Annotated in this window: 20 protein-coding genes; 8 read left to right on the forward strand and 12 right to left on the reverse strand. The window is 40.3% G+C overall.

The window, feature by feature from the left end; genetic code table 11:
• Nucleotides 1–114 precede the first annotated feature (114 nt).
• Nucleotides 115–1014, forward strand: coding sequence for a porin Omp33-36 (omp33-36, locus tag EG365_RS07120; protein WP_000733005.1), 900 nt, complete (start codon nucleotides 115–117; stop codon nucleotides 1012–1014).
• A 58-nt stretch (nucleotides 1015–1072) separates the two neighbouring features.
• Here the strand turns inward: omp33-36 and EG365_RS07125 are convergent, their stop codons facing one another.
• The 4 genes from EG365_RS07125 to EG365_RS07140 form a co-directional block, all read right to left on the reverse strand.
• Nucleotides 1073–3040, reverse strand: a complete 1968-nt coding sequence (locus tag EG365_RS07125; RefSeq protein WP_001139472.1) for a BCCT family transporter — start codon at nucleotides 3038–3040, stop codon at nucleotides 1073–1075.
• A 165-nt stretch (nucleotides 3041–3205) separates the two neighbouring features.
• Nucleotides 3206–3898 carry an ion channel gene (locus EG365_RS07130; protein ID WP_001256565.1) on the reverse strand — a complete coding sequence of 231 codons (693 nt, stop codon included), beginning with the start codon at nucleotides 3896–3898 and terminating at the stop codon, nucleotides 3206–3208.
• A 169-nt stretch (nucleotides 3899–4067) separates the two neighbouring features.
• A complete protein-coding gene (locus EG365_RS07135) occupies nucleotides 4068–5783 on the reverse strand; it encodes a cation acetate symporter (protein ID WP_000871878.1) in 1716 nt (571 codons plus the stop codon).
• Nucleotide 5784: 1 nt separating this feature from the next.
• Complete coding sequence (locus EG365_RS07140) at nucleotides 5785–6117, reverse strand: DUF485 domain-containing protein (protein WP_000372818.1); 333 nt, start codon at nucleotides 6115–6117, stop codon at nucleotides 5785–5787.
• Between the two features lie 183 nt (nucleotides 6118–6300).
• Between EG365_RS07140 and EG365_RS07145 the strand changes: the two genes are divergently transcribed.
• Both EG365_RS07145 and EG365_RS07150 read left to right on the forward strand, forming a co-directional pair.
• Nucleotides 6301–9798 (forward strand): PAS domain-containing hybrid sensor histidine kinase/response regulator, encoded by a 3498-nt coding sequence (locus EG365_RS07145; protein ID WP_001089744.1) that lies wholly within the window; start codon nucleotides 6301–6303, stop codon nucleotides 9796–9798.
• Between the two features lie 394 nt (nucleotides 9799–10192).
• Entirely contained in the window at nucleotides 10193–10960 is a 768-nt protein-coding gene (locus EG365_RS07150; protein WP_001026735.1) for a hypothetical protein, read from the forward strand.
• 42 nt (nucleotides 10961–11002) lie between these two features.
• Here the strand turns inward: EG365_RS07150 and EG365_RS07155 are convergent, their stop codons facing one another.
• Complete coding sequence (locus EG365_RS07155) at nucleotides 11003–11653, reverse strand: response regulator (RefSeq protein ID WP_001023261.1); 651 nt, start codon at nucleotides 11651–11653, stop codon at nucleotides 11003–11005.
• 376 nt (nucleotides 11654–12029) lie between these two features.
• On the opposite strand from EG365_RS07155, the gene msuE reads away from it, so the two are divergent.
• Both msuE and sfnG read left to right on the forward strand, forming a co-directional pair.
• Nucleotides 12030–12767: an FMN reductase gene (msuE, locus tag EG365_RS07160; RefSeq protein WP_000145704.1), complete on the forward strand. Its 738-nt coding sequence runs from the start codon at nucleotides 12030–12032 to the stop codon at nucleotides 12765–12767.
• A 44-nt stretch (nucleotides 12768–12811) separates the two neighbouring features.
• Nucleotides 12812–13924, forward strand: coding sequence for a dimethylsulfone monooxygenase SfnG (gene sfnG, locus EG365_RS07165; protein WP_000192759.1), 1113 nt, complete (start codon nucleotides 12812–12814; stop codon nucleotides 13922–13924).
• A gap of 91 nt (nucleotides 13925–14015) precedes the next feature.
• On the opposite strand, the gene EG365_RS07170 is transcribed toward sfnG, so the two are convergent.
• Nucleotides 14016–14429, reverse strand: a complete 414-nt coding sequence (locus tag EG365_RS07170) for an Lrp/AsnC family transcriptional regulator (protein WP_001019407.1) — start codon at nucleotides 14427–14429, stop codon at nucleotides 14016–14018.
• Between the two features lie 105 nt (nucleotides 14430–14534).
• Here EG365_RS07170 and EG365_RS07175 point away from each other — a divergent pair, with 105 nt between their 5' ends.
• Nucleotides 14535–15077 carry a cysteine hydrolase family protein gene (locus EG365_RS07175; protein ID WP_000806374.1) on the forward strand — a complete coding sequence of 181 codons (543 nt, stop codon included), beginning with the start codon at nucleotides 14535–14537 and terminating at the stop codon, nucleotides 15075–15077.
• A gap of 46 nt (nucleotides 15078–15123) precedes the next feature.
• Here the strand turns inward: EG365_RS07175 and acs are convergent, their stop codons facing one another.
• Nucleotides 15124–17073: an acetate--CoA ligase gene (acs, locus tag EG365_RS07180; RefSeq protein WP_001002965.1), complete on the reverse strand. Its 1950-nt coding sequence runs from the start codon at nucleotides 17071–17073 to the stop codon at nucleotides 15124–15126.
• A gap of 294 nt (nucleotides 17074–17367) precedes the next feature.
• Here acs and EG365_RS07185 point away from each other — a divergent pair, with 294 nt between their 5' ends.
• Together EG365_RS07185 and EG365_RS07190 are read left to right on the forward strand one after the other, a co-directional pair.
• Entirely contained in the window at nucleotides 17368–17943 is a 576-nt protein-coding gene (locus EG365_RS07185; RefSeq protein WP_000457175.1) for a DUF805 domain-containing protein, read from the forward strand.
• Nucleotides 17944–18055: 112 nt separating this feature from the next.
• Complete coding sequence (locus EG365_RS07190) at nucleotides 18056–19036, forward strand: mechanosensitive ion channel family protein (protein ID WP_000752854.1); 981 nt, start codon at nucleotides 18056–18058, stop codon at nucleotides 19034–19036.
• Here the strand turns inward: EG365_RS07190 and EG365_RS07195 are convergent.
• The 5 genes from EG365_RS07195 to prfB form a co-directional block, all read right to left on the reverse strand.
• A complete protein-coding gene (locus EG365_RS07195; RefSeq protein WP_001028413.1) occupies nucleotides 19016–19723 on the reverse strand; it encodes a 16S rRNA (uracil(1498)-N(3))-methyltransferase in 708 nt (235 codons plus the stop codon). The two genes, EG365_RS07190 and EG365_RS07195, sit on opposite strands and share 21 nt — an antisense overlap.
• Nucleotides 19720–21012 carry a 3-deoxy-D-manno-octulosonic acid transferase gene (locus EG365_RS07200; RefSeq protein WP_000224855.1) on the reverse strand — a complete coding sequence of 431 codons (1293 nt, stop codon included), beginning with the start codon at nucleotides 21010–21012 and terminating at the stop codon, nucleotides 19720–19722. The genes EG365_RS07195 and EG365_RS07200 overlap by 4 nt, the downstream gene beginning before the upstream one ends.
• A gap of 169 nt (nucleotides 21013–21181) precedes the next feature.
• Complete coding sequence (locus EG365_RS07205) at nucleotides 21182–22240, reverse strand: alkene reductase (protein WP_000819047.1); 1059 nt, start codon at nucleotides 22238–22240, stop codon at nucleotides 21182–21184.
• A gap of 28 nt (nucleotides 22241–22268) precedes the next feature.
• Complete coding sequence (locus EG365_RS07210; RefSeq protein WP_000350419.1) at nucleotides 22269–22571, reverse strand: ArsR/SmtB family transcription factor; 303 nt, start codon at nucleotides 22569–22571, stop codon at nucleotides 22269–22271.
• Between the two features lie 199 nt (nucleotides 22572–22770).
• Nucleotides 22771–23866, reverse strand: a protein-coding gene (gene prfB, locus EG365_RS07215) for a peptide chain release factor 2 (RefSeq protein ID WP_096640204.1) whose coding sequence is annotated in 2 segments (ribosomal slippage) — nucleotides 22771–23793 and nucleotides 23795–23866 — 1095 coding nt in all. Because the reading frame shifts where the segments join, the coding sequence is not laid out codon by codon here.
• Nucleotides 23867–24170: the final 304 nt, after the last annotated feature.

The raw sequence follows: 24170 nt of genomic DNA on the forward strand, positions 1-24170 counted from the left end.
TTTTTAACATAAGTGTCAAATTTCCTTAACATTACGTTTCATCTATTATTGACTTCATAAATTGTTACAATACAATGACCCCAGCTTTATCTCTTGTTAATGCTGGAAATGATTATGAAAAAACTTGGTTTAGCCACTGCTGTATTATTAGCCATGACCGGTGCTCATGCTTATCAATTTGAAGTTCAAGGTCAATCTGAATATGTTGACACAACTGCAAATGATAAAAACTTCACTGGTGACGTTGCTGGTACATTCTATTTGAAAAATGTTGATACAGCTAAGGGTCCTTTAGCTGAAGCAGCTTTCTTAAACCAAGCTTCTAGCGTGTCTTTAGGTTATAGCTATCAACAATATGACCAAAACAACGTAAACTACCACATTGGTACATACGGTGTTAAAGGTGAGGCATACGTTCCAACTCCTTACCTTCCTGTATATGCTAGCGCAACTTACAACCACACTGATGTTGATGGTAAAAACAACTTCTCTAAAGATGACAACGGTGACCGTTATGCATTAGAAGTTGGTGCTATGTTGTTACCTAACTTCTTAATGACTGTTGGTTATACAAGTGTTGCTAACCAATTCGCTTTAGATAACTTCGGTATCATCGGTAACGGTATCTACTCTGCTGTTAACCAAACTGCTGCTATCCAAAACGACCAAGATGCTGTTACAGCACGTGCTAAATATGTTGGTCCAATCGATGGAACTAACATGGCAATCGGTTTTGAAGCTGCTGGTGCATTCGGTCAAGAAAACCAATACGGTTTAAAAACTGACCTTTACTTAACTCCTAAGTTAAGTGTTGGCGCTACTTTCGTTGGTAACGATGGCGAAGCTGACATCAAAGGTAATGACCTTGGTGAATTCCGCCAAGCTTGGGGTGGTAACGTAAACTACTTCATCACTCCTGCTTTAGCAGTTGGTGCATCTTACATGAAAGCTGACGTTAAAAAGTCTAGCTACGATACACAAACTATCGGCTTAAATGCTAAATTCCGTTTCTAATTTAATTTAGAAATTGAATTAAAAAAAAGGACTCAATTGAGTCCTTTTTTTATGGCTATTAACTGCGTACGATATTTAAGAAATGTAAATGACGTTCGTACTGATCAATAATATCCTGAATCAAATCTTCCTGAGTCCAGTCCATTACATCATAGTTCTGTCCACCTTCTCTTAAAAACACTTCGGCTTGAAAATACTGACCGTCTTCTGCTTCTGTACGACCAATTAAAAAACTTGGGGGTACTGTTTCACGTGAAACAACTTTATAAATAAAATTAATTTCATGATGATGATCGACTCGAAGCTGCATACCATCTTCCACTTCACTAATCGACACCTCAAGATGGCGGCGTCTAAACTCATGCTGAATATTTTCAAAAGCACGTGAAACCTGCTTTTCAATATATTGCTTCACCTCTTCTTCACTATGAGGATAATGCATGATTAAACCAAGACGCTGCTGCCAGCTTCTAGGGTTATGAATGGCGCGTGGTGTAATGCGAGCCTCTTGAATTGCTATCATTTTAGTGACATCAAGATGCAAGGCTTTTATTAGGCCCCAACTCATTAACAGCATGACTACGGTAAAAGGCAACGCACTCATAATGATTGAAGACTGAAGCGCCGCAAGACCGCCCACCAAGAGTAAAATAATAGCCAGCACCGCCATAAGTACTGTCCAGAACAGGCGCTGCCAAGTAGGTGAATTTTCTGTTTTTGCTGTTAAGTAGTCAGTAACCAATGCCCCTGAGTCAGCAGAAGTCACAAAGAATAAAACCACCAAAATAGTCGCCAGAATATTCATGACACCTGACCATGGCAAGTGTCCTAAAAACTCAAATAGAGCAACTGACGAGTCTTGCTGAACAGCCTGAATCAAAGTGGTTTGATGTTCATGGATAATGCTAAATAACGCAGCATTTCCTAAAAAGCCCATCCAGATAATGGTAAAGCCTGTTGGAATGAGGAGTACCCCGACAATAAATTCTCGAATGGTACGACCACGTGAAACCCTTGCGATAAACATACCTACAAATGGCGACCAAGAAATCCACCAAGCCCAATATAAAATCGTCCATCCCCCAATCCATCCATTCGGCTGATAAGCATATAAATTGAATGTCATGGTAAAAAGGTTAGAGATATACTGCCCAGTGTTTTGAATAGTGGTCTGAAGTAAATAAATACTAGGGCCAGCGATAAAAACGAATACTAATAATATTAAAGCTAATACTAAGTTTAGCTCTGATAAACGTTTGACCCCTTTATCTAGTCCTAAGAACACAGATAATGAAGCGAGAATACTCACAAAAATAATGAGTAAAACCTGAGTAGTGGTGCTTTGCTCAATACCAAATAGATAATGTAAACCAGAGTTAATCTGGGTAACACCAAATCCGAGAGAAGTCGCTACACCAAAGACTGTACCAATGGTCGCAAATATATCGATGCTGTCGCCCCAGGGTCCATAAATCTTTTTACCAATTAGTGGATACAGTGCTGAACGGGTTTTGAGCGGTAAATTATGCCGATAAGCAAAATAAGCTAATGCTAAACCGACCACGGCGTAAATTGCCCATGCATGTAAGCCCCAGTGGAAAAAGGTTACACGTAAAGCTTGTTGTGCTGCCTCAATTGTCTGTGGCTCACCACTTGGTGGGTTGACATAGTGCATGACAGGTTCAGCCACACCAAAGAACATTAAGCCAATACCCATACCCGCAGTAAACAACATGGCAAACCATGATCCGTTACTATATTCGGGCTGGCTATGGTCAGGGCCTAATTTAATACGTCCAATCGCAGAACAGGCAATATAAATGAGTAGGATAAGAAAGAAGGCAACCGATAAGACATAGAACCAACTAAAAGAATCAGTGATCCACTGCTTTAACTGTTGCGTGAGAAGTTCAAAAGAACTCGGAGCGATCACAACAACTGCTAAGAACAAAGCAATAATAATGACCGTACCCAAAAAGACATTGGGATTAACATTTGCGAACCAACTCGCTTGTTTGGAAGGCATAAATCCTCCATGTTATTTTAATGAAAATGACAGGCTTAAAGCCAATAAAGACATTCAGGAATGAACAAAGTTTTATCTTTCAATAGAGAAAGCCGATAATACTTTAAATAAACTTAAATAATATTGCAGTTACAAAGGTGTAAATAAATTAAAACACCTCCTTCTTTATTTATCAGAATTCTTTTTAGGCGTGTGCTTGATATATTGTAAAGCGATTAAACGCGTAACTATTAGGGCCAAATACATCACACCACAAAACATCTGTAACATCGCTAAAACACGTGCTGGTGGACTAAGGGGCATTAAGTCAGACAGTCCCGTAGCTGACTGCAAACTAAAGCTTAAAAACAGTAAATCTAACCAAGTTTGTAAGTGATGGATGTGGTTTGGATTTTGAAAGCTATTAGGAATGAGTAACTGACAAATGTTATATAAAAATGCAAATCCCCAAGCCAGCAAGGTAAAAACTGCGGCAGCTGCAAACAACTCATCGCGGGTTAAATATCGGTCGGCAAACATATAGCGAAATAAACCATAAGCAGCCGAAAAGTAAGCTAAGGCTTCACAGCTATGGGCAAAAATCTGGATGGTTAAATTGCTATAGCCTAATAAAATAAAGACCGAAGCTATAATTGCCCCACTGACAAATGCGAGACCGAGAAAAGTGAACATGGGTGTTTGGCGAATAACTTTAGCAATAATGAGTAATGCAAGTACCCCTAGCGCCCAAGTTAAGGTCCTGTAAGCCTCATTATCAAAAGTCAGCATAGCCAGAATAAGTAAAATGAATTGCACCAACAGCAGCCATGCAGAAGGCAACAATCGAAAGCTCGACCAGAATTCAATGATAGATCGCATTTAATTATTTTCCATTTTTTCATTATGTTTTGGATTATAGAAAATCATACTGTACAAAAAATAGGATAAACAAGTTGTTCTTTATTAAGGAGCTTCTTTCAATACACTTTATAAGATAAATAAAAAAAGCCCCGTAGGGCTTTTTTGAGATGTTCAAGTGGTTTTGATTTTAGTGGTCTGATGCGCCAGAAGCACCAATACCTGTCATTGAACGAACATATTGAGCATCGAAAGAAGCGCGTTCTTTTTTCGCACGTGCTGAGCTGTCAGTTACCGAGAAGAACCAGCAGCAAAGGAACGACAAAGGCATTGCAAATAATGCAGGACCATTGAACGGGTTAATTGGGGTGTCAGAGATTTTTAAAGTATCTACCCATACTGCTTTAGACAGAATAATGAGTACAACCGCTGTTACAAGACCAACTACGCCACCAATGACCGCACCACGAGTTGTTAAACCTTTCCAGAACATTGAAAGAACAAGAATTGGGAAGTTTGCACAACACGCTACAGAGAATGCTAAACCTACCATGAATGCTACGTTTTGCTTTTCAAACAAAATACCTAAAATCATGGCAAAGATTGCTAAACCAAGCGTCGCGATTTTTGACATGCGAAGCTCTGAAGCTGGAGTGGTTTGACCTTTTTTAAATACGTTAGCGTATAAATCGTGTGAGATCGCAGATGCACCTGAAAGCGTTAAACCAGCAACAACAGCAAGAATCGTTGCGAACGCTACTGCTGAAATGAAGCCCATGAATAAGTCACCGCCTAAAGCGTCACTTAAATGCACGGCTGCCATATTGTTACCACCAACAAGCTCAAGTTTGCCGGTCATTGCCATTTTCGCAACATCAAGGAATTGCGGGTTATTTGATACGAAAAGGATCGCACCGAAACCAATAATGAAAGTTAAAAGATAGAAGTAACCAATAAAACCTGTTGCAACGACAACTGATTTACGCGCTTCTTTTGCGTCTTTTACCGTGAAGAAACGCATAAGAATGTGTGGAAGACCTGCTGTACCAAACATGAGTGCTAAGCCAAGAGATAAGGCATCAATCGGGTTTGCGGCAAGTTTACCTGGTCCCATAATTTTTGCAGCATCTTCAAAGCTTACGTCGTGAACTTTACTGAACACTTCAATTGATTGGGTGAACATATTACTAAAGCTGAAACCAACCGCTTTCATCACCATAAAGGCCATGAACGTTGCACCACTTAATAACATCACTGCTTTAATGATTTGTACCCATGTGGTTGCTAGCATTCCGCCGAAAATCACGTATGCCATCATGAGCAAGCCGACAATCACAACTGCAATGTTATAGTTCAAACCAAATAATAGTTTGATGAGCTGACCTGCCCCTACCATTTGTGCAATCAAATAGAACGCGACTACAACAAGCGAGCTGAAAGCAGCTAAAGTACGAACTGGTTTTTCTTCAAGACGGAATGACACTACGTCTGAAAGGTTATATTTACCAAGGTTACGTAAGCGTTCTGCCACCAAGAATAAAACGATTGGCCAACCGACCATGAACCCGAGTGAATAAAGCAAGCCGTCAAAACCTGAGCTAAACACCATTGCAGAAATACCAAGAAATGACGCTGCTGACATATAGTCACCCGCAATCGCCAAACCGTTTTGGAAACCACTGATCCCACCACCAGCAGTATAGAAGTCTTGCGCCGATTGAGTTTGTTTAGCCGCCCATTTGGTAATAAACAAGGTAAAGCCAACAAAGATGATAAACATGATAATGGCATGCCAGTTGGTAGCTTGCTGTTCTGCTTCACCTAAGTCCGGGCTTGCCATAGCAACAGTTGAATATAGCGATGCTGCTGCCAATAAGGCTTTCGCTTTGAATGAATTCCATTTCATATTAGTGTAGTCCTTTCTCATGCGTGATGGCTTCAACTTCCTTCAACGCTTCTTCACTCAATTGGTCAAGGGTATTATTTGCGATATAGGAATACACACCACAAAGTAGGAAAGATAAAACAATAATTCCTAAACCTAGCGGGATCCCCCATGTCGTTACACCACCACTAAAGGAACTCATCAAAAATTCTTTGTTGTAGCCCACAAGTAGCATAAAGCCCACATAAAGCACTAACATGATGATTGTGAGCGTCCAGCTTAATGCACTTTTTTTCTTGACCATTTTTTGAAACTTTGGATTACGTAGAATCTGTTCTACTTGGCTTTGATCCATAACCAAACTCCTTACATAGTGCCGAACCTTGGTCACTTTTTTTTAATGTATTTTTTCATTATTAAAGTTAGCAAGATTCCAGCTCAGTCGTAACTTAGACTTTGGTCGTTAAAATTTAATCAATTTATAGCTTTGTTTCGGCTTGGGTTATGATAGGCATAAGGTTTCACTTATGTAGGTCATATGAACAGTTGGCTGATTATTGGGGTGCTCACTCTTTATATTGCGCTTTTATTTGTCTGTGCTTTTTTTGGTGAGAAGCATGCCAGTCGTCTTAGCACGCGTGGCCGTATGTTTTTATTTAGCTTAACTTTAGGTGTCTATTGTTCCTCTTGGACATTCTATGGCGCAACTGGGGCTGCCGTACGTGAAGGCGTTATCTTCTTACCTATTTATTTAGGTCCACTGTTATTTGTTTGGTTTGGTTATGACATCTGGCGGCGTCTAGGTCGAGTTCGTCAGCATCATGCGATTTCGTCAATCGCTGACTTTGTCGCGGCACGCTATGGTAAAAGTGGTGTACTCGCATCGTTGGTCACTATTCTTGCCGTTATTGCGATTATCCCCTACCTCGCGTTACAGCTGCGTGCGATTGCTTTAAGTACCTCGGTCATTATGGAGCAAAGCTCGCATATTCATACGACGACCAACAGCGTGTTATTGCTCACCAGTGTGCTTGCGATTTTAGCCATGATTTTTGGTACAAGGCAGATTGCAAACACGGAGCAACACGGCGGCCTCATGCTTGCAGTTGCATTTGAGTCATTTGTGAAGTTATTTGCCTTACTTTGTGTCGCTTTATTTTTTATTTTTGAATCACCGGCCAACCTGAGCCAAATGACCTCTGATGTAAACCAGACTTTTCAGGAAGTTCAGCTCTTTGGTGTACCCGAAACCTTCTGGATTCAAACATTATTGGCGGGCTTAGCCATTATTTGCTTACCACGTCAGTTCCACGTGGCGGTAGTCGAACTCCGCGATGAGAAGCATATTCGCGGTGCCCGTAAATGGTTCGCGGTTTATCTCATTTTAACTATTCTTGCCATTATTCCGATTGCAAGCTGGGCTTTACATGCTGCACCGAAGTTTCTGACCGTGCCTGATGTGGCTGTGCTGTCATTGCCTTTAAGTTATAACCAAGAGTGGCTGGCATTACTGGCCTTTTTAGGCGGGTTCTCTGCCTCAACAGGCATGTTACTGGTGTCATCAGTAGCATTGTCTATTATGCTCAGTAACGACTTGATTATGCCTGCTCTATGGCGATTTAAGTTGCTGTCACGTCACGATAAGCACTTACCTAAAGTTCTTAAATTTAGCCGCCGTATTAGTATTGTTGCAGTGATGCTACTTGGCTTTTTATTCTTCCATTTCTTTAATGACATTAACCAACTTTCAGTTTTCGGCTTATTGGCCTTTAGTGCTGTAGCACAGTTTGCACCTGCACTGATTGGTGGTTTGTATTGGCGTGGCGGAAGCCGTCAAGGCGTCTATGCAGGACTTATTATTGGATTTTTAATGTGGAGTTATACATTACTATTTCCAACTATTTTGCGTAGCTTGCCTGAAGCCTATCAGGAAACTGCTCAAAGTATTTTACTTTTCGGTCCTTTCGGCATTAATGCCCTACGCCCGGAATCTTTATTTGGTTTTGAGTCATTTGCACCTTTAACTCACGGTGTTATTTGGTCACTCGGCTTAAATATTGTTTTATATATCTGGATTTCAAAAATTTATCGGCCAAGCGTCGCTGAACAAATTCAGGCAGAAAGCTTCTTCTACTATGAAACTAAGCCTTTACCATCACCGCACACATCTACTGATTTAACCTATCTTCCTCATGATGCGGCCCGCTTAAAAGTGGGTGATTTATTTGCCCTAGCCAAAAGAATTACGGGTGAGCAACCCACTACGCAAGCGTTCGAAAATTTTTGTGAGCAAAATCACCTCACCCTCAACCCAAATAGTATTGCCAATGGCATGTGGTGGCGTTTTACCGAGCAATATCTGGCCGGTATTATCGGTGCCGCTTCTGCACGTACGTTGCTCACAACAGCAATGATTAATAACGGCCTCGCTTTAGGGCAAGTGGCTAATATTTTAGACCAAGCATCGCAGTGGCAACGTTTTAATCAGAACCTTCTTATGACCATGATTGACCACATGACCCAAGGGGTAAGCGTGGTTGATAAAAATATGTGTTTGGTCGCATGGAACAATCAATATTTAAAACTGTTTGGTTACCCAAAAGACCTCGTTTATGTGGGCTGCCCAATTGCCGACCTCATTCGTTATAACGCCGAACGCGGTGAATGTGGTCCCGGTTCAGTTGAAGAACATGTGCGTAAACGCCTTCACTGGATGAAAGTGGGAAGTGCTCACGAATTTGAACGTATTCGTAAAGATGGCCGTGTAATTCAAATGCGAGGAAATCCAATCGCAGGTGGAGGCTTTGTAACGACATTTGCCGATATTACGGCCTTCCGTGCGAACGAAGCCGTGCTTGAAGCCCGCGTAAAAGATAGAACTCAACAGCTTGCCGATGCCTTAACTGAGCAACAGCTTGCACGTGAACAAGCCGATATGGCCAATATGTCAAAGAGTCGATTTATTGCCGCGGCAAGTCACGATCTATTACAGCCTATGCATGCTGCTCGTCTGTTTAGTACCGTTCTTGAGCAAAGTATTTCGACCGAAGAAGACCGCCAGACCCTACAACAACTTGACCGAGCACTCTATGGAGCAGAAAGTATGCTCTCTGCCCTACTCGATATTGCGCGTTTGGAAGGCGGCACCATACAGCCAAAGAGACAACCTTATCCGTTGCATGATTTACTCAGTGATCTTGAGTTGCAGTTTAAATCGATCGCTGCTCAGCGAAATATCTCACTGAAAGTCCACGATGTGTCTTTCTGGATTGATACCGACCCGCAGTGGATTCGTCGTATTATCCAAAACTTTGTCAGTAATGCTTTGCGTTATACCGCCAAAGGTCGAGTGGTGGTGGGTGTACTCCGCTCTGCGCAGCAGTCTGGACATATTCGAATTGGGGTTTGGGATACTGGACCTGGTATTGCCGAAGAACAACGGATTAAGCTATTCCAAGAGTTTGAGCGCTGTGGGCATTTATCACCTTGGGGTGAACAAGGTTTAGGGCTAGGACTTGCCATCGTACAACGTATGACAGGTTTGCTAAATTACCCTGTTCATGTTTACTCAGAGTTGGGCAAAGGCTCATGCTTTATGATTGAAGTACCTATTGTCGAGCCACCAAAAGTTGCAACACCAGCTGTACAAGCCGTACCTTTAAAAACTAAAGCCTACCGTATTTTGTGCCTAGACAATGATGAAACTATTCTTGAAGGAATGAGTAGTTTATTAGGACGATGGGGTTATCAAGTTTTCAAAGCGACTGAACCTGAACAGGCGCTAGAAATTATTCAAAAAGAGAATATTCAGGTTTGGCTCATTGACCAGCACTTAAACCACAATCAACTTGGCGTTGATTTTATTACTCAAAATCGTCAAGAAGATGTTCCTGTTGCCTTAATTACAGCGGACTCGCACCCTGAATTACCGCAGCAATTAAAAGAACTGAATATTGTTTTACTCAAAAAACCGTTAAAACCTGCTTCATTAAGAGCATGGTTATCTGGGCTTAAAATTGCCAGCACGACAGACTAATCATTTATCGCTTCCCCAACCTTTAATAAGTTTGGGGAGCGGTTCTTGGCAAAAATGTTTGACTGAATTTAAGCCAATAGGCAGAACTGCTCAAAAAGTCTACTTTTACCCAGTAAATCATTGACCAAAATTTCCAATACCTTTTTTTCTATGGCAAAGCCCACCTTTTTTGTAAGTGAACACTTGTATACTTAGTTACAATTTAATAAATCATTGTTTTTATAATATATTATTTACAAAAAATCACCTTATACGACTTTAGTAGTATTCTACTTGCATTCTTCATGACACATAAATATTCAAAACGAATTTTTAAATTGTATAACGAATTATCAAATCGATTTCCAATCTATATAGCTTCACTGCTCTAGAATGAATGCAAAGGATAACTGCCATGAATATTTCTGATAACACCCCACAAGGGCAACTCTCGTCTCAACAATTTTATCGTCAATACAGTGCCAATGCCTTACTTCCTGAGTTAGATTGGCAAAGTATTTTTCCGCATAGCAAGCTTAGCGAAGCACATATCAAAGCACTCAATACTATTTATCAGTGTGCTGTACCTCTCGCACTTAATGTATTTCATGATCTAAATTTTGATGTATTTGCGCCTGCTGCTTATCATCCGCAAGGCTTAGGTTTATTTGATAAATTAGCCCAACAAGAAGAGAACTTCTTAAAAGTTCTTACTGCTGAAAGTGAAAACCTTGACCATGAAACACGCCATCAAATCTGGAGCATGCTTCTACGCGGTGGTGCTGTTCTGGTTTTCAAGGCTTGGCTTGGTCATGTCAAACTCGGAGAAAACCAGTTAGATATGACTCAGTTCGATGAGCTTTCTGACTTGCTGTTTATTAAGACTCCTCCACATCAACTTGCTGAACGTTTGCATGTAGATGAAAAAGCAAAACTTGACCATATCTTCTTAATGTATGGCAATGATATTTTCCTTGACCGGTTCAATAGCCTAGAAACTGCAGCTCTCTTTGTTGATTTAGGTGTTTATGATGCGGCTTTCTTAAGCTTGCGTGATGACCGTGTAGCTGAATATTTAAAAAGCAAGGGCTATGTGACCCAAGAACAAATTGATGATTTGCAATGTGCTCTTAACCCACTGTACTGCGACAGCCTAACACCTAAGCAAGATTGCCTTGCCTAAGTGGAACATATAAAAAAGACCTCAATTGAGGTCTTTTTTATTTTAGATTTTTTTATCTTCAATATTTAATGCACTAATTGCCAATACAGCCTGTGTACGATTTTGTACGCCTAGTTTTCTAAAAATAGCGGTTACATGCGCTTTAATGGTAGCCTCTGAAACATCGAGTTCATAAGCAATTTGTTTATTTAATAAACCTTCTGCAACCATCATCAAAACTCGGAATTGCTGAGGCGTTAACGACTGAATACGTTCAGCCAAAGCAGTTTCATCTGCCGCTCTCGGATCAAGATTAATATTTGATGGCAAGTTTGGCGGTAGCCAGATTTCCCCATCTAACACTTGACGGATTGCTTCGCCAATATGACTTGGATGAGCCGATTTAGGAATATAACCCATTGCACCATGCGCAATTGCACGTTGAATAATTGACGCTTCTTCGTGTGCAGAAACCACAATAATAGGAATAGATGGATATTGTGCTCTTACATAGACTAGAGCCGAAAAGCCTGAAGCACCCGGTAAGTTTAAATCGAGTAATACCAGATCAGGTTCTGCCCCATTTTCCAAACGCTCATAAAACTCATCAACCGAAGCTGTTTCATGAATTTGTGCCTGCGGCAGGCTATAACGTACTGCTTGAATCAAAGCATGACGAAACAAAGGATGATCATCAACGATTAAAATATTCATAAGCGATTAAAGTAATCTTGAGCATAAGTATGGCCTATTGTAACCCTACTATTTAGATGAAAGATATGCTCATCTTATCCATTTTTATGCAAAATGTTGTTAAATACAGACCTTTGCTTCGATTTTCAGATGTTTTTTACCTTTTAATCAAAATTAATCTGTTTTTTATATAAGCTTTATTTTTATTCTAAAAAATATATCATCAATAATTATATAAAATAAAAACAGTTATTTAACTCGCTATTAAATAATAAAAATCAACTATTCGGGTTTTATATTTAAAACTGATAAGGTTGACCAATTTCGTTATTTTACAGTTCGCCAGCATTGTTGATTAATAAGTCCAATCTTCTTTTTTAGGCTTAGGAACCAAATCATGACTGGTATCGCATCATCAAAACCCTTAAATATTGTTGCTGTTTCTGGTGGTTTGAATACGCCATCTAAAACCGAAAGTCTGGTTCAGGCCATTCTTGATGAGTTATCTGAAGCAATTGATATTAAAGTTCACTTTATTAAATTGAGTGAAATCGGGCCCTTATTAGGCGGCGCATTTTATCGCAACCAGCTTCCGCAGCGCGTACAAGATGACCTTGCAGCGGTTGAAGCAGCAGATGCCTTAATTGTTGGTACGCCTGTCTACCGTGCTTCTTTTACAGGCCTTTTCAAACACTTTTTTGACTTCGTTGAACAAACTGCATTAGTAGATGTACCTGTACTTTTAGCTGCATCAGGTGGTAGTGATCGTCATGCACTCGTACTAGAGCATCAGCTTCGCCCATTGTTTAGCTTCTTTCAGGCACAAACTTTACCAATTGGCGTATACGCAACAGATCGCGACTTTACTCCTGAATATACGGTGAAAAGTGAACAGTTATCTGACCGTATTACGCTAGCCGTAGCGCGTGCATTGCCAATTTTAGAATGGGCACCAGCGAAAGGTAAACGTGCTGAAGTGGTTAAACCTAAATCTCAGCAAGCGAATCAAGAGCTCGGTATTAACAAGCAAATTGAGCAAGAAGAAGTATTGCCTTCAGCAGCTGTACCAAATCTAGATGCAGCAGAATCTCGTTTGCATCATAAGTCCGGTAAATCATTAACGCATGTTGCCTAAATGCAATATAGCTAAATAAAAATAACGAATGGGGAGAGAGCACCATGACGCAATTACAACAACCAATTAAATTTGCTTATTGGGTACCAAATGTAAGCGGTGGCCTTGTCGTAAGTAACATCGAACAGCGTACAGACTGGAGTTATGATTACAATGTTCGACTTGCACAGGCTGCCGAAAACAATGGTTTTGAATATGCGCTCACCCAAATTCGTTTTACGGCAGGGTACGGGGCAGAAAACCAGCATGAATCTGTGAGTTTCAGTCATGCATTACTTGCAAAAACTGAGAAACTTAAAGTGATTGCGGCTATTCTGCCCGGCCCTTGGAAACCGGCACTTGCAGCTAAACAACTCGCAACGATTGATTATCTAACCGAAGGCCGTATTGCCATTAATGTGGTGAGTGGTTGGTTCAGAGGTGAGTTTGATGCTATTGGCGAAGAATGGCCTGAGCATGATGAACGTTATGTCCGCTCTGAAGAATTTATTCACACGTTAAAAGGAATCTGGACTACCGATAACTATAGTTTCGATGGTAAGTATTACCAATTTCAGAACTACACTCTTAAACCAAAACCTCTGCAAAAACCACATATTGAAGTCTTTCAAGGTGGTAGTTCACGTGCCGCACGTGACATGGCCTCTCGTGTGTCTGACTGGTATTTTACCAATGGTAATACTGTCGAAGAAATTCAAAAACAGGTCGAAGATATCCGAGCCAAAGCAAAAGCCAATAACCATCAAGTTAAAATTGGGGTGAACGCTTTCATTATTGCTCGAGATACCGAAGAAGAAGCAAAAGCGGTACTTCAAGAAATTATTGATAAAGCCAACACTGAAGCAGTAAATGCGTTTGGCGATGCAACTCGCGAAGCGGGTGCTGCTTCACCAGAACAAGAAGGCAACTGGGCAAAATCAACTTTTGAAGATTTAGTTCAATATAACGATGGCTTTAAAACCAATTTAATTGGTACACCTCAGCAAATTGCGGAGCGGATTGTGGCGCTTAAAAATGTAGGTGTCGACTTGGTTCTTTCAGGTTTCTTACACTTTATTGAAGAGGTGGAATACTTTGGTGAAAAAGTTCTGCCGCTCGTTCGTCAGTTAGAACTACAACAGGAAAAGGAGGTAGAAATTCAAGCTAAATCAGCCTAAAACCTCCAGTTAAAACAGCGCAAGACAATAAAAACAATAAATAAAAATAAAGACATATTGGCTCCAAGACTCGGCTTGGAGCTTTTATTTTTTAAGCTTTCTCTACTTCTCGAATAACAGTTTCAACTGAGTAACGACACCATTTTGAGAGGACTTCAATAAAAGCATTGAGTTCTGCTGGTTCGAAATGACTAACGATCATATAACAGGCATTACCCATAACCTTAAAGCACTCATCGATTTGTTCATATTGCTTTACTAAATTTTCTATTTCTTCAAAGGAGCGCAGTTCATTTAAATGCAAATGAATAAATTGTTTATGCCTGTATTGCACGGCAATGGTGTAATTTTTAATAACGCCTGCATCTATTAACTGAGCAATTCGCGCTCCTACTGCCTGCCCTGTCCGATGAACACGCTGCCCAATTTCTTTATTTGTTAAGCGAGAATCTTGCTTAAGCAATGCAATAATTTTTAGATCAATAGGGTCTAATTCAATATTCATTTTTCATAACGAAAGAAAACTGGCGATAATGCTTTCATATGACTATAGCCGATTTTGCGGGCAGAGAATAACCTTGTTTTATCTTATACCAACAAGAGTATTCTCATGAAACAAGCACTATTAGTTATCGATGTACAAAATGATTATTTTAAAAATGGCAAAATGGAATTGGTTGGACCAGATCAAGCGCTCGATAAAATAAAACAGCTCGAGCAATATTTTAATGAAAAAGGTTTACCGATTATTTATGTGCAACATATTAACCCGCCACAAGCCAGCTTCTTTCAAGAAAATACTGAAGGTGTGTTACTTCATCCAGAACTTAGTGCTGGCAGTAATTCATTAATCGTGACAAAGCATTATCCAAACAGTTTTTTAGAAACCAATTTAAAAGAACTTTTAAAAGCACATCAAATTGAACAACTCGTGATCACAGGCATGATGACACATATTTGTATTGATTCTGGCACACGTGCAGCCAAAGAGTTAGGTTATCAACCCATCTTGATTGGAGATGCCACTGCGACCCGTGATTTAAGCCATAACGGAAAAACTGTTAAAGCCGAAGATGTACAAACTGCTTTTTTAGCTGCTCTTGGTATGTTTGCAAGCGTACAAAATACTGCTGAATTTCTAGCAAAATCTTAAACAGGCTTAATAAAAAAGCCCCTATCGGGGCTTTTTTATTAAAACGTTATTTTTGTCTATCAGGATAAACTGTCGCAATCAGTTGATCCACCACAGCAGGTTCAGCTAGGGTTGAGGTATCGCCCAAACTATCCAGTTCATTCGCTGCAATTTTTCTTAAAATACGGCGCATGATTTTACCTGAACGGGTTTTAGGTAATGCTGGCGCCCAGTGCAGTGCATCTGGTGAAGCTACTGGTCCAAGTACTTTACGTACCCAGCTAATTAACTCTTTTCGCAGTTCTTCCGATTCCGGAACCCCCGCCTGCAGGGTCACAAAAGTACAAATACCCTGCCCTTTAATATCATGCGGCATACCCACAACAGCAGCCTCTGCCACCGATTCATGCGATACAAGAGCACTTTCAATTTCAGCCGTACCTAGACGGTGGCCTGAAACGTTTAAGACATCGTCAACACGACCCGTGATCCAGTAATAGCCATCTTCATCACGGCGGGCGCCATCACCTGTAAAATAAGTATTTTTAAAGGTCGAGAAGTAAGCTTCAATAAAGCGATCTGGGTCACCCCAAATGGTACGCATCTGGCCCGGCCATGAATCTTTAATCACAAGGTTACCTTCGGCAGCGCCTTCTAGTTCATTGCCTTCACCATCGACAATCGCTGGTTGAATACCAAATAAAGGACGCGTTGCCGAACCGGGTTTTAAAGCTGTTGCCCCCGGTAATGGCGCAATCAAAATACCACCTGTTTCGGTTTGCCACCATGTATCAACAATTGGACAGCGGCCTTCACCAACAACGTTGTAGTACCAGTTCCAAGCCTCTGGGTTAATAGGTTCACCCACTGAACCTAACAAACGCAAACTACTACGGTTACTTTCACGTACATACGAATCACCCTCTCGCATCATGGCACGAATCGCGGTTGGCGCTGTATATAAAATAGAGACTTTATGTTTATCGACCACATGACCAAGACGTGCCCATGTTGGATACTGAGGCACACCTTCAAACATTAAGGTCGTCGTACCATTTGCCAATGGTCCATAGATTAGATAACTATGGCCTGTAATCCAGCCGACATCAGCGGTACACCAGTACACATCATCTTGTTTTAAATCAAAAACTTCTTTAAAGGTACTCGCCACATACACCAGATAACCACCTGTAGTATGCAACACTCCTTTAGGTTTACCTGTCGAGCCAGAGGTATAAAGAATAAATAAAGGGTCTTCGGCCTTCATTGGTTCTGGAGGACAGTTTGCATCCACCTCCATAATAATAAGGTGATACCACAAATCACGACCCGGTTTCATCTCGATTGGGTTTGCATTACGGTAAACCACAATCACGTTTTCAACACACTCTGTGCCCGGCAATGCTAGAGCCAAATCAACATTTTCTTTAAGTGGTAACAACTTACCGGCACGTAGGCTTGAGTCAGCCGTAATCACAAGTTTAGCTTGGCTATCTTCAATACGACTTGCCAACGAGTCTGGTGAGAAACCACCAAATACCACGCAGTGCACCGCACCAATACGGGCACAGGCTAACATGGCAATTGCAGCCTCAGTCACCATTGGCATATACAGCACAACGCGGTCACCTTTACCAATGCCATATTTCTTTAAAACGTTGGCGAAACGGCAGACTTCGTCGTGTAACTCTTTATAAGAAACGATTTTATGACGAGAAGGATGGTCACCTTCCCAAATAATTGCAGGTTTGTGGGGGTGTTCTTTAAGATGCCTGTCCAAGCAGTTTGCTGATACGTTCAACTCACCATCAGCAAACCATTCAATCTTGAAATTGTCTTTGTCAAAACTGGTATTTTTAACTTGGGTAAATGGCTTTATCCAATCGACAATTTTAGCTTGCTCTGCCCAGAATTCATCTGGGTTCTCGATAGAGTGTTGATAACGTTTAAAGTAGTCTGCTTCAACAGTACGAGCAGTTTTTTTAAATTCCTCTGGTACTGGATAGATCTCATTCATACGCAACTTCCTTGATCTTGTGCATCCCATCTCGAGACTGTGGCTATTATTTTACTGGATCTTATTTGTTTGCCTTTTCAGTATGATGACTCTTTCAAAGCCTAGACAATGCGACTTTGGTCATATATTAATCACTTACTCAAGCATACGAAATTATGAACATTTTTATAAAATTAAGTTGATTTAAAACATTTGTCTATAGCTTTTACTTTTATAATTTTTTTAAGTTTTGATGGTTTTGACCATCAACAAAGTTTATTTTAGCTTTTAGAAGCAGTGCAGGAATAAAATAAGATGTTTGCCGAAACTCCCTCTTCACGTCCACCTCAACTCCCGTTTAAAGACAGCCCTTTTTCAATTCATGGCCGCTTTAACCGAATGAGTTATTTGGGTGGATATGGCCTGATTTATTTAGTCACAATCGTGGGCTATTTTATACTGGCTTCGTTTCTTGGAAGTTTTCAGCTTTCAAGTGATCTATTTAATTTTGAGTTTTACAGCTCTCTCTCCGGTATAAGTGCTTTAATGGTCTGGGCTTTCTGGCTATTTCTGATCTATCTCAACATTATTTTGGTCGTTCGACGCCTACATGATTTAAATAAAAGTGGCTGGATGGGACTACTGTTATTTATTCCAGTCGTTCAGTTCTTTTTTATGCTTTATTTACTGCTTGCTTCTGGTACAGCGGGCACTAATCAATATGGTCCTGTTCGGCCTTCAACGTTTATAGAAAAACTGATGGCTTGGCTTATTTTAATCGCTATTTTAATTAGCCTTATTTCTACAGCAGGCTTTTTTTACTACTTCTCTGGTACCGATACTATTCAAACCCCGACACAAATCTTACAAAAGGGAACGGAATACTTTTAATTAAAAAACACTTTATTATTTAGATGAACTCATTATAGTAGGCGCACATTTTATCTCCTACTATGATGGAAGCTGAAAAGGCTTTCTGAATTTATTCAATTAGAGACTTGTCGTGGCTGATGAACAAAAATCCTTAACGGATGTTGCAAAAAATACAGGCGAACTTTTGCAAGAAGCAGGTACTAAAACCACTCAAACAGTTTTAGCGCATACCGAGAAATACCATGATGCCTATACCACTATCGACAAAATCGTAGATAGTTTTTGGGAACGTGTACCTTATATCTGCATTGCAATTGTTGTTTTTCTTATTTTTTGGCTACTGACCAAATTATTTAAGTTCTTTGTTCGTAAGACCTTAGAAAATCGCTCTTATACTCGTCAAAATCTTGTTTTAGTTTTAAACCGTGTCGGTAGTACAGCGATCTTATTCTTTGGTTTCTTAATAGCCCTTGTCATTATGATTCCAGGGTTCACACCAGGCCAGCTTATGAGTGCGCTAGGTATCGGTTCGGTCGCCATTGGTTTTGCATTTAAAGATATTTTCCAAAACCTACTTTCAGGTATTTTGATTTTATTGAGCGAGCCATTCCGTATTGGCGATTCAATTGTGGTGAATTCACTTGAAGGAACTGTAGAAGACATCCAGATCCGTGCAACCTTCCTACGCTCACCGGATGGTCGCCGTATTGTTATTCCAAATGCAACGGTTTATACAAGTGCCTTAACTGTTAATACTGCTTATCAACAACGACGCTGTGAGTTCGTAGTCGGAATTGGCTATGACGATGATGAGCAAAAAGCAAAACAGATTATTTTAGATATTCTTAACAATGACCGAAATGTACTGAGTCAGCCTGCGTTTTCGGTTAACGTCACAGCTTTAGCAGATTTCTCGGTTAACCTGACTGTACGCTGGTGGGTTGATACCACTGAAACTGATATCTCTTCATCTATTAGTAATATTCAAGCTCAAGTAAAACAAGCTTTCAATGAAAATGATATTGATATTCCTTACCCAATTCAGGAATTAAAAATGGTATCTAATCCACCAACTTTAAACCCTGAAACATCAGCTAAACAAACGACCTAAAATATAAGAAATAGACGTTTCGGTTCTTAAAATACGGTTGCCTAAGCTCATAGCTTGGCAGCCGTTTTTTATGAGCAAATCTACTTCGTAAGGAATAAATCCCCCTTCCGGTCCGACCACTACACTACAAGCATGGCTAATATTAATTGGCATACGTTGCTCAGCATAAGGATGAGCCACATAGGCAGGTGTTTCCTGCGTAATTAAACTTGGCAAGACGTCTTCAACAAAAGGTTTAAAGCGTTTATAGAGTTGAATTTCAGGAACAATTGTATCGCCTGCTTGCTCAAGTCCCAGCGTAACGTAGTTGTCTACTTGCTGTAAAAAAGGTGTTTGCCAATAGCTTTTATCAACACGATAACTATGAATCAGGCTTATCTTTTCAACCCCTAAAGTCACACTGTCCATAATTAGACGGCGTAAAACTTTAGGTCTTGGTAAAGCTACAATTAAATGAACCGGAAGTTTTGCTGGTAGTGGTTCTTCACGAATAGGCCGTATACGGACTTCATGCTCATTCATCGAAACAATTTCAGTGATATAACGGGCGCCGTTGCGAATACCAACTTTTAGATTCTGGCCGACTGTAATATCAAGATGTTCACGCAAATGCTGTAATTGACGTTTTGAATGGATAGACCATGTATCCGATTGAACATCTTCAGACTCTAGTAAAACAATATTCATGATTTTTCGGCCAGATAGCGATTAATCACCCCGATATGTTTTTGTAAGGAACCTTGATTACGTTGCAACACTTTATGCGCCTGTACCACTAACTTTTCAGTCGCCTCAGGTTCTGCCAGACATGCTAACCAGATATCAACGACCTGCTGCGCATCTTGAGCAATAAGCACAGCATTTTCATCAATGAACTCATCGACAATCGTTTGAAAGTTAAAATAACGCGGTCCAACCACAGTAGGTACATTTAAAACCATAGGTTCTAAAATATTATGCCCACCACCCGGCTCATTTAAAGAACCGCCTACAAAACACACCTGACTTAAGGCATACCATAACCAGAGCTCACCCATACTGTCAGCGAGATAAACTTGCGTGCTGGCATGAATACTTTGGCCCATACTTCTACGATGCGTAATTAAATTTAAATTTTGGCAAATTTCAAATACTTCATCGAAACGCTCAGGATGACGAGGCACCACAATACACACCAACTTACGATCTGAATTTAAATAAGGTGCGAGTGCTTCCAAAATTTGTTGTTCTTCGGGTACATGTGTACTGGCAATCGTCACAACCTGCCGATTTTCCAGATACCATTGCTGATGCAATTGGGCAGCTTGTTTAACAAAAGCCTCTGGTGCATGGATATCAAACTTAATATTACCAACGACCTGACTTTTGTGTTCGTCTAAACCAAGCTCAACATAACGCTGACGAGTTGCACTATCTTGCGCTAACACCCAGTCCAGCTGTTTTAACATACCTGCGGTTAAACCCGAGACTTTGCCATATCCTTTTGCAGATTTTTCTGACAACCGAGCATTAAGCAGCAAACAAGGTACATGCTGTAACTTGGCTTGATCGATTAAATTTGGCCAAAGTTCAGTTTCAACCAGTGCTAAAAGCTTTGGCTGATATAACTCAAAAAATTTTTTTAAAAGAGGCTTCTGGTCTACAGGCAAATAAACGGCTTGAAATAAATCTAAATAAGGTTCTTTTAGAAAAAGTGACTTGGCACGAGCCTGACCTGTTTTCGTGGTATTGGTCACTAAGACTGGCTGCCCAAGTTTTAGGTAATATTCAATTAAGGGCTGTGCAGCATTGGTTTCCCCGACTGAAACAGCATGAAACCAGATCGCTTTTACATTCTTCGGTGCTTCAAACGGCCCAAATCTTTCCAGACATTCCTGCTGATATAATTCTAGACTTTCTGCACGTCTTTTTATCCGCCAACGATAAAACGGTTTTAATAAATGAAGTGCGGTGTTGTACCAAAATGGGGTCGCCAAGCGGTTTGCCTCAAATAGTCAAAATTCAAAAAACTGCGGAAAATATAACATAGATAAAAAAAATGGCAGAGTTTCGATACCTAAACTCTACCATATACAAGAAAAGTTATTTACTGAACTCACGAAAGAGCAAGTTCAGCATATAGTAAATTTAAATAATATTATGAACTTATGAAGCTTCTAAAGCCGGATAGTCTGTATATCCTTCAGCGCCTTTAGCATATAAAGTCGTTGGTTGAAGTTCATTTAATGGTAAGCCTTGTTCTAAACGCTGTAATAGATCTGGGTTAGCGATATATGCTTTACCAAAAGATACAGCATCTGCCTGACCTTCACGCAAGATACGTTTTGCTGACTCTGGTGTCAGATTTTCATTGGCAATCCATACACCATTAAATTTTTTACGTAATTGTGGGCTAATACTATCAGCTGCTTCATATTCACGAGAGAAAATGAAAGCCACATTACGTTGGCCGAGTTGTTCAACCACATAACCAAATGTCGCTAGCGGGTTTTCATCACCCATATCATGCGAGTCGCCACGCGGTGCAATATGCACACCTACTCGGCCAGCGCCCCACACTTCAATAAAGGCATCAACTACTTCTAATAACAAGCGAGCGCGGTTTTCAACCGGACCACCATACTCATCATCACGCTGGTTAGTATTACTTTGAAGGAACTGGTCAATTAAATAACCATTTGCTGCATGTAGCTCAACGCCATCAAAACCTGCTGCTTTAGCCAATTCAGCTGAATGCTTATATTGAGCAACAATTTCCTGAATTTCTTCAATTGAAAGCGCACGTGGCGTTACATATGGACGTTTAGGGCGTAATAAACTTACTTCACCCGCAGGTTGAATCGCACTCGGTGCAACAGGAATATCGCCATCTAAAAGCTCTGGATGTGAAATACGACCCACATGCCACAGTTGAACTACAATTTTTGAACCTTGAGCATGAACTGCTTCAATAATCTTATTCCATGCTTGTGCTTGCTCTTGTGACCATAGTCCCGGAGTATCTGCATAACCTACGGTTTTTGAACCAATCACTGTTGCTTCAGTGAGAATGAGACCGGCATTTGCACGTTGCTGATAATATTCCACCATTAAATCGTTTGGAACACGGCTTTCGCCACTACGCGCACGTGTTAATGGGGCCATTACCAGTCGATTTTTAATTTCAAAATCACCAACTGTTAAGGGAGTATTGAGTTCAGCCATGATCGCCTCGACTTACACTTTATTTGTTTTAAAGTGTTTGTTTTAAATGTTCGATATATTGCTGAATCAAAGCTTCGTTACGTGAAAAATAAGACCATTGTCCATATTTTTGGACCTGAATGAGACCCGCCTGCTGTAATACAGACAAATGATTGGACATTGTAGACTGAGCTACTTTACCCAAACGTTCAATATGACCTGCGCAAACCCCTTTTTCAAAACTACCACCACACTCTTCTACCGGTAAATAATGCTCCGGTTCTTTTAACCATTGCAGAATCTGCCGACGCAGAGGATTGGCTAGGGCTTTGCTAATTGCATCAATATCCATAGGCTCAACACGTCTTGTAAACGAACAAAGCTTTGTTCAGCATTTCGAAAACATAATATCGTATTTTGACGATATTCATATCTATTTTTTTCGATATTCATATCGTGTTTTTCCGATTAACTTCCAAACACTGAACTGCTTTGCCGTTTTAATCGCTAAAAATTTAAGAGTTATACAGAATTAAAAGTTCAAAAGACTCTTATAACCCCTGTTTCAAACTCGCTTCAATAAAACGATCAAGGTCACCATCAAGAACCGCACCAGTATTTGAATTTTCAACACCCGTACGCAAATCCTTGATTCGAGAGTCATCAAGTACATAAGAACGAATTTGGCTACCCCAACCAATATCAGACTTCGAGTCTTCAAGTGCTTGAGCGGCTTCATTACGTTTTTGCATTTCTAATTCATACAATTTTGCACGTAACTGTTTCCATGCATGATCACGGTTCGCATGCTGTGAACGTTGGTTCTGACATGCCACTACAATACCAGTCGGAATATGCGTCAAACGCACAGCCGAGTCGGTTTTGTTAATGTGCTGACCACCTGCACCAGATGCACGGTAAGTATCAGTACGAACATCTGAAGGATTAATATCAATTTCGATATTGTCATCAACTTCTGGAGAAATAAATACCGCAGAGAAAGAAGTATGACGACGGTTACCACTGTCAAATGGTGATTTACGTACTAAACGGTGTACACCAGATTCTGTACGTAACCAACCATACGCATATTCACCTTCAACACGAATCGTAGCAGATTTGATACCTGCGACGTCACCGTCAGAGACTTCCATAAGTTCTGCTTTAAAACCATGACGTTCAATCCAGCGCATATACATACGTAATAGCATTGAAGCCCAATCTTGTGCTTCTGTACCACCTGAACCCGCCTGAATCTCGACATAGCAAGGATTCGGGTCCATTGGATTGCTAAACATACGGCGGAATTCAAGTTTTGCTAATTCTTCTTCAGCAGTACTCAGTTCAGACTGAACATCTTCAAGCAAGCTTTCATCATCAGCTTCTACAGCCAAATCCAACATTGCTTTTGCATCTTCAAGCTGTGTAGATAAGCCATCTAATACATTAATAACGTTTTCTAGTTCGCCCTTTTCTTTCGCCATTGCCTGAGCACGGTTTTGATCATTCCAGATCGCAGGGTCTTCTAACTCACGTAAAACTTCTTCTAAACGTTCTTTTTTTAGATCGTAGTCAAAGATACCCCCGTAGTGTTTGGCTACGATCAGTTAAGTCTTTCAATTGGTTTAGATAAGGATTAATTTCCACGCGAGTGTTCCCATAAAAGCAGATAAACAGTCGAATATTTTATCATAGCTACGGTTATCTTCGAACCTGCTTTAATCGCTAACTCTTATTTCAATGAATAAGTTTGCTAATTTTCTTTCAGTAGATTTTAAGCTTAACTCGTAACATCCCCATACAAAATTGGGTACTTTTCCAGCATTTTTAAGTTTCTACACAAAATCTCCTCATTTTTAATAAAATAAAACATTGTTTTTTTATTATTTAAAATCAATATATTAAATTAAATTTAGTTACATAAAAAGCACATGGTTACAGTCCAGTTACT

The sequence above is a fragment of the Acinetobacter sp. FDAARGOS_494 genome (genome assembly GCF_003812225.1).
Classification (GTDB): domain Bacteria; phylum Pseudomonadota; class Gammaproteobacteria; order Pseudomonadales; family Moraxellaceae; genus Acinetobacter; species Acinetobacter baumannii.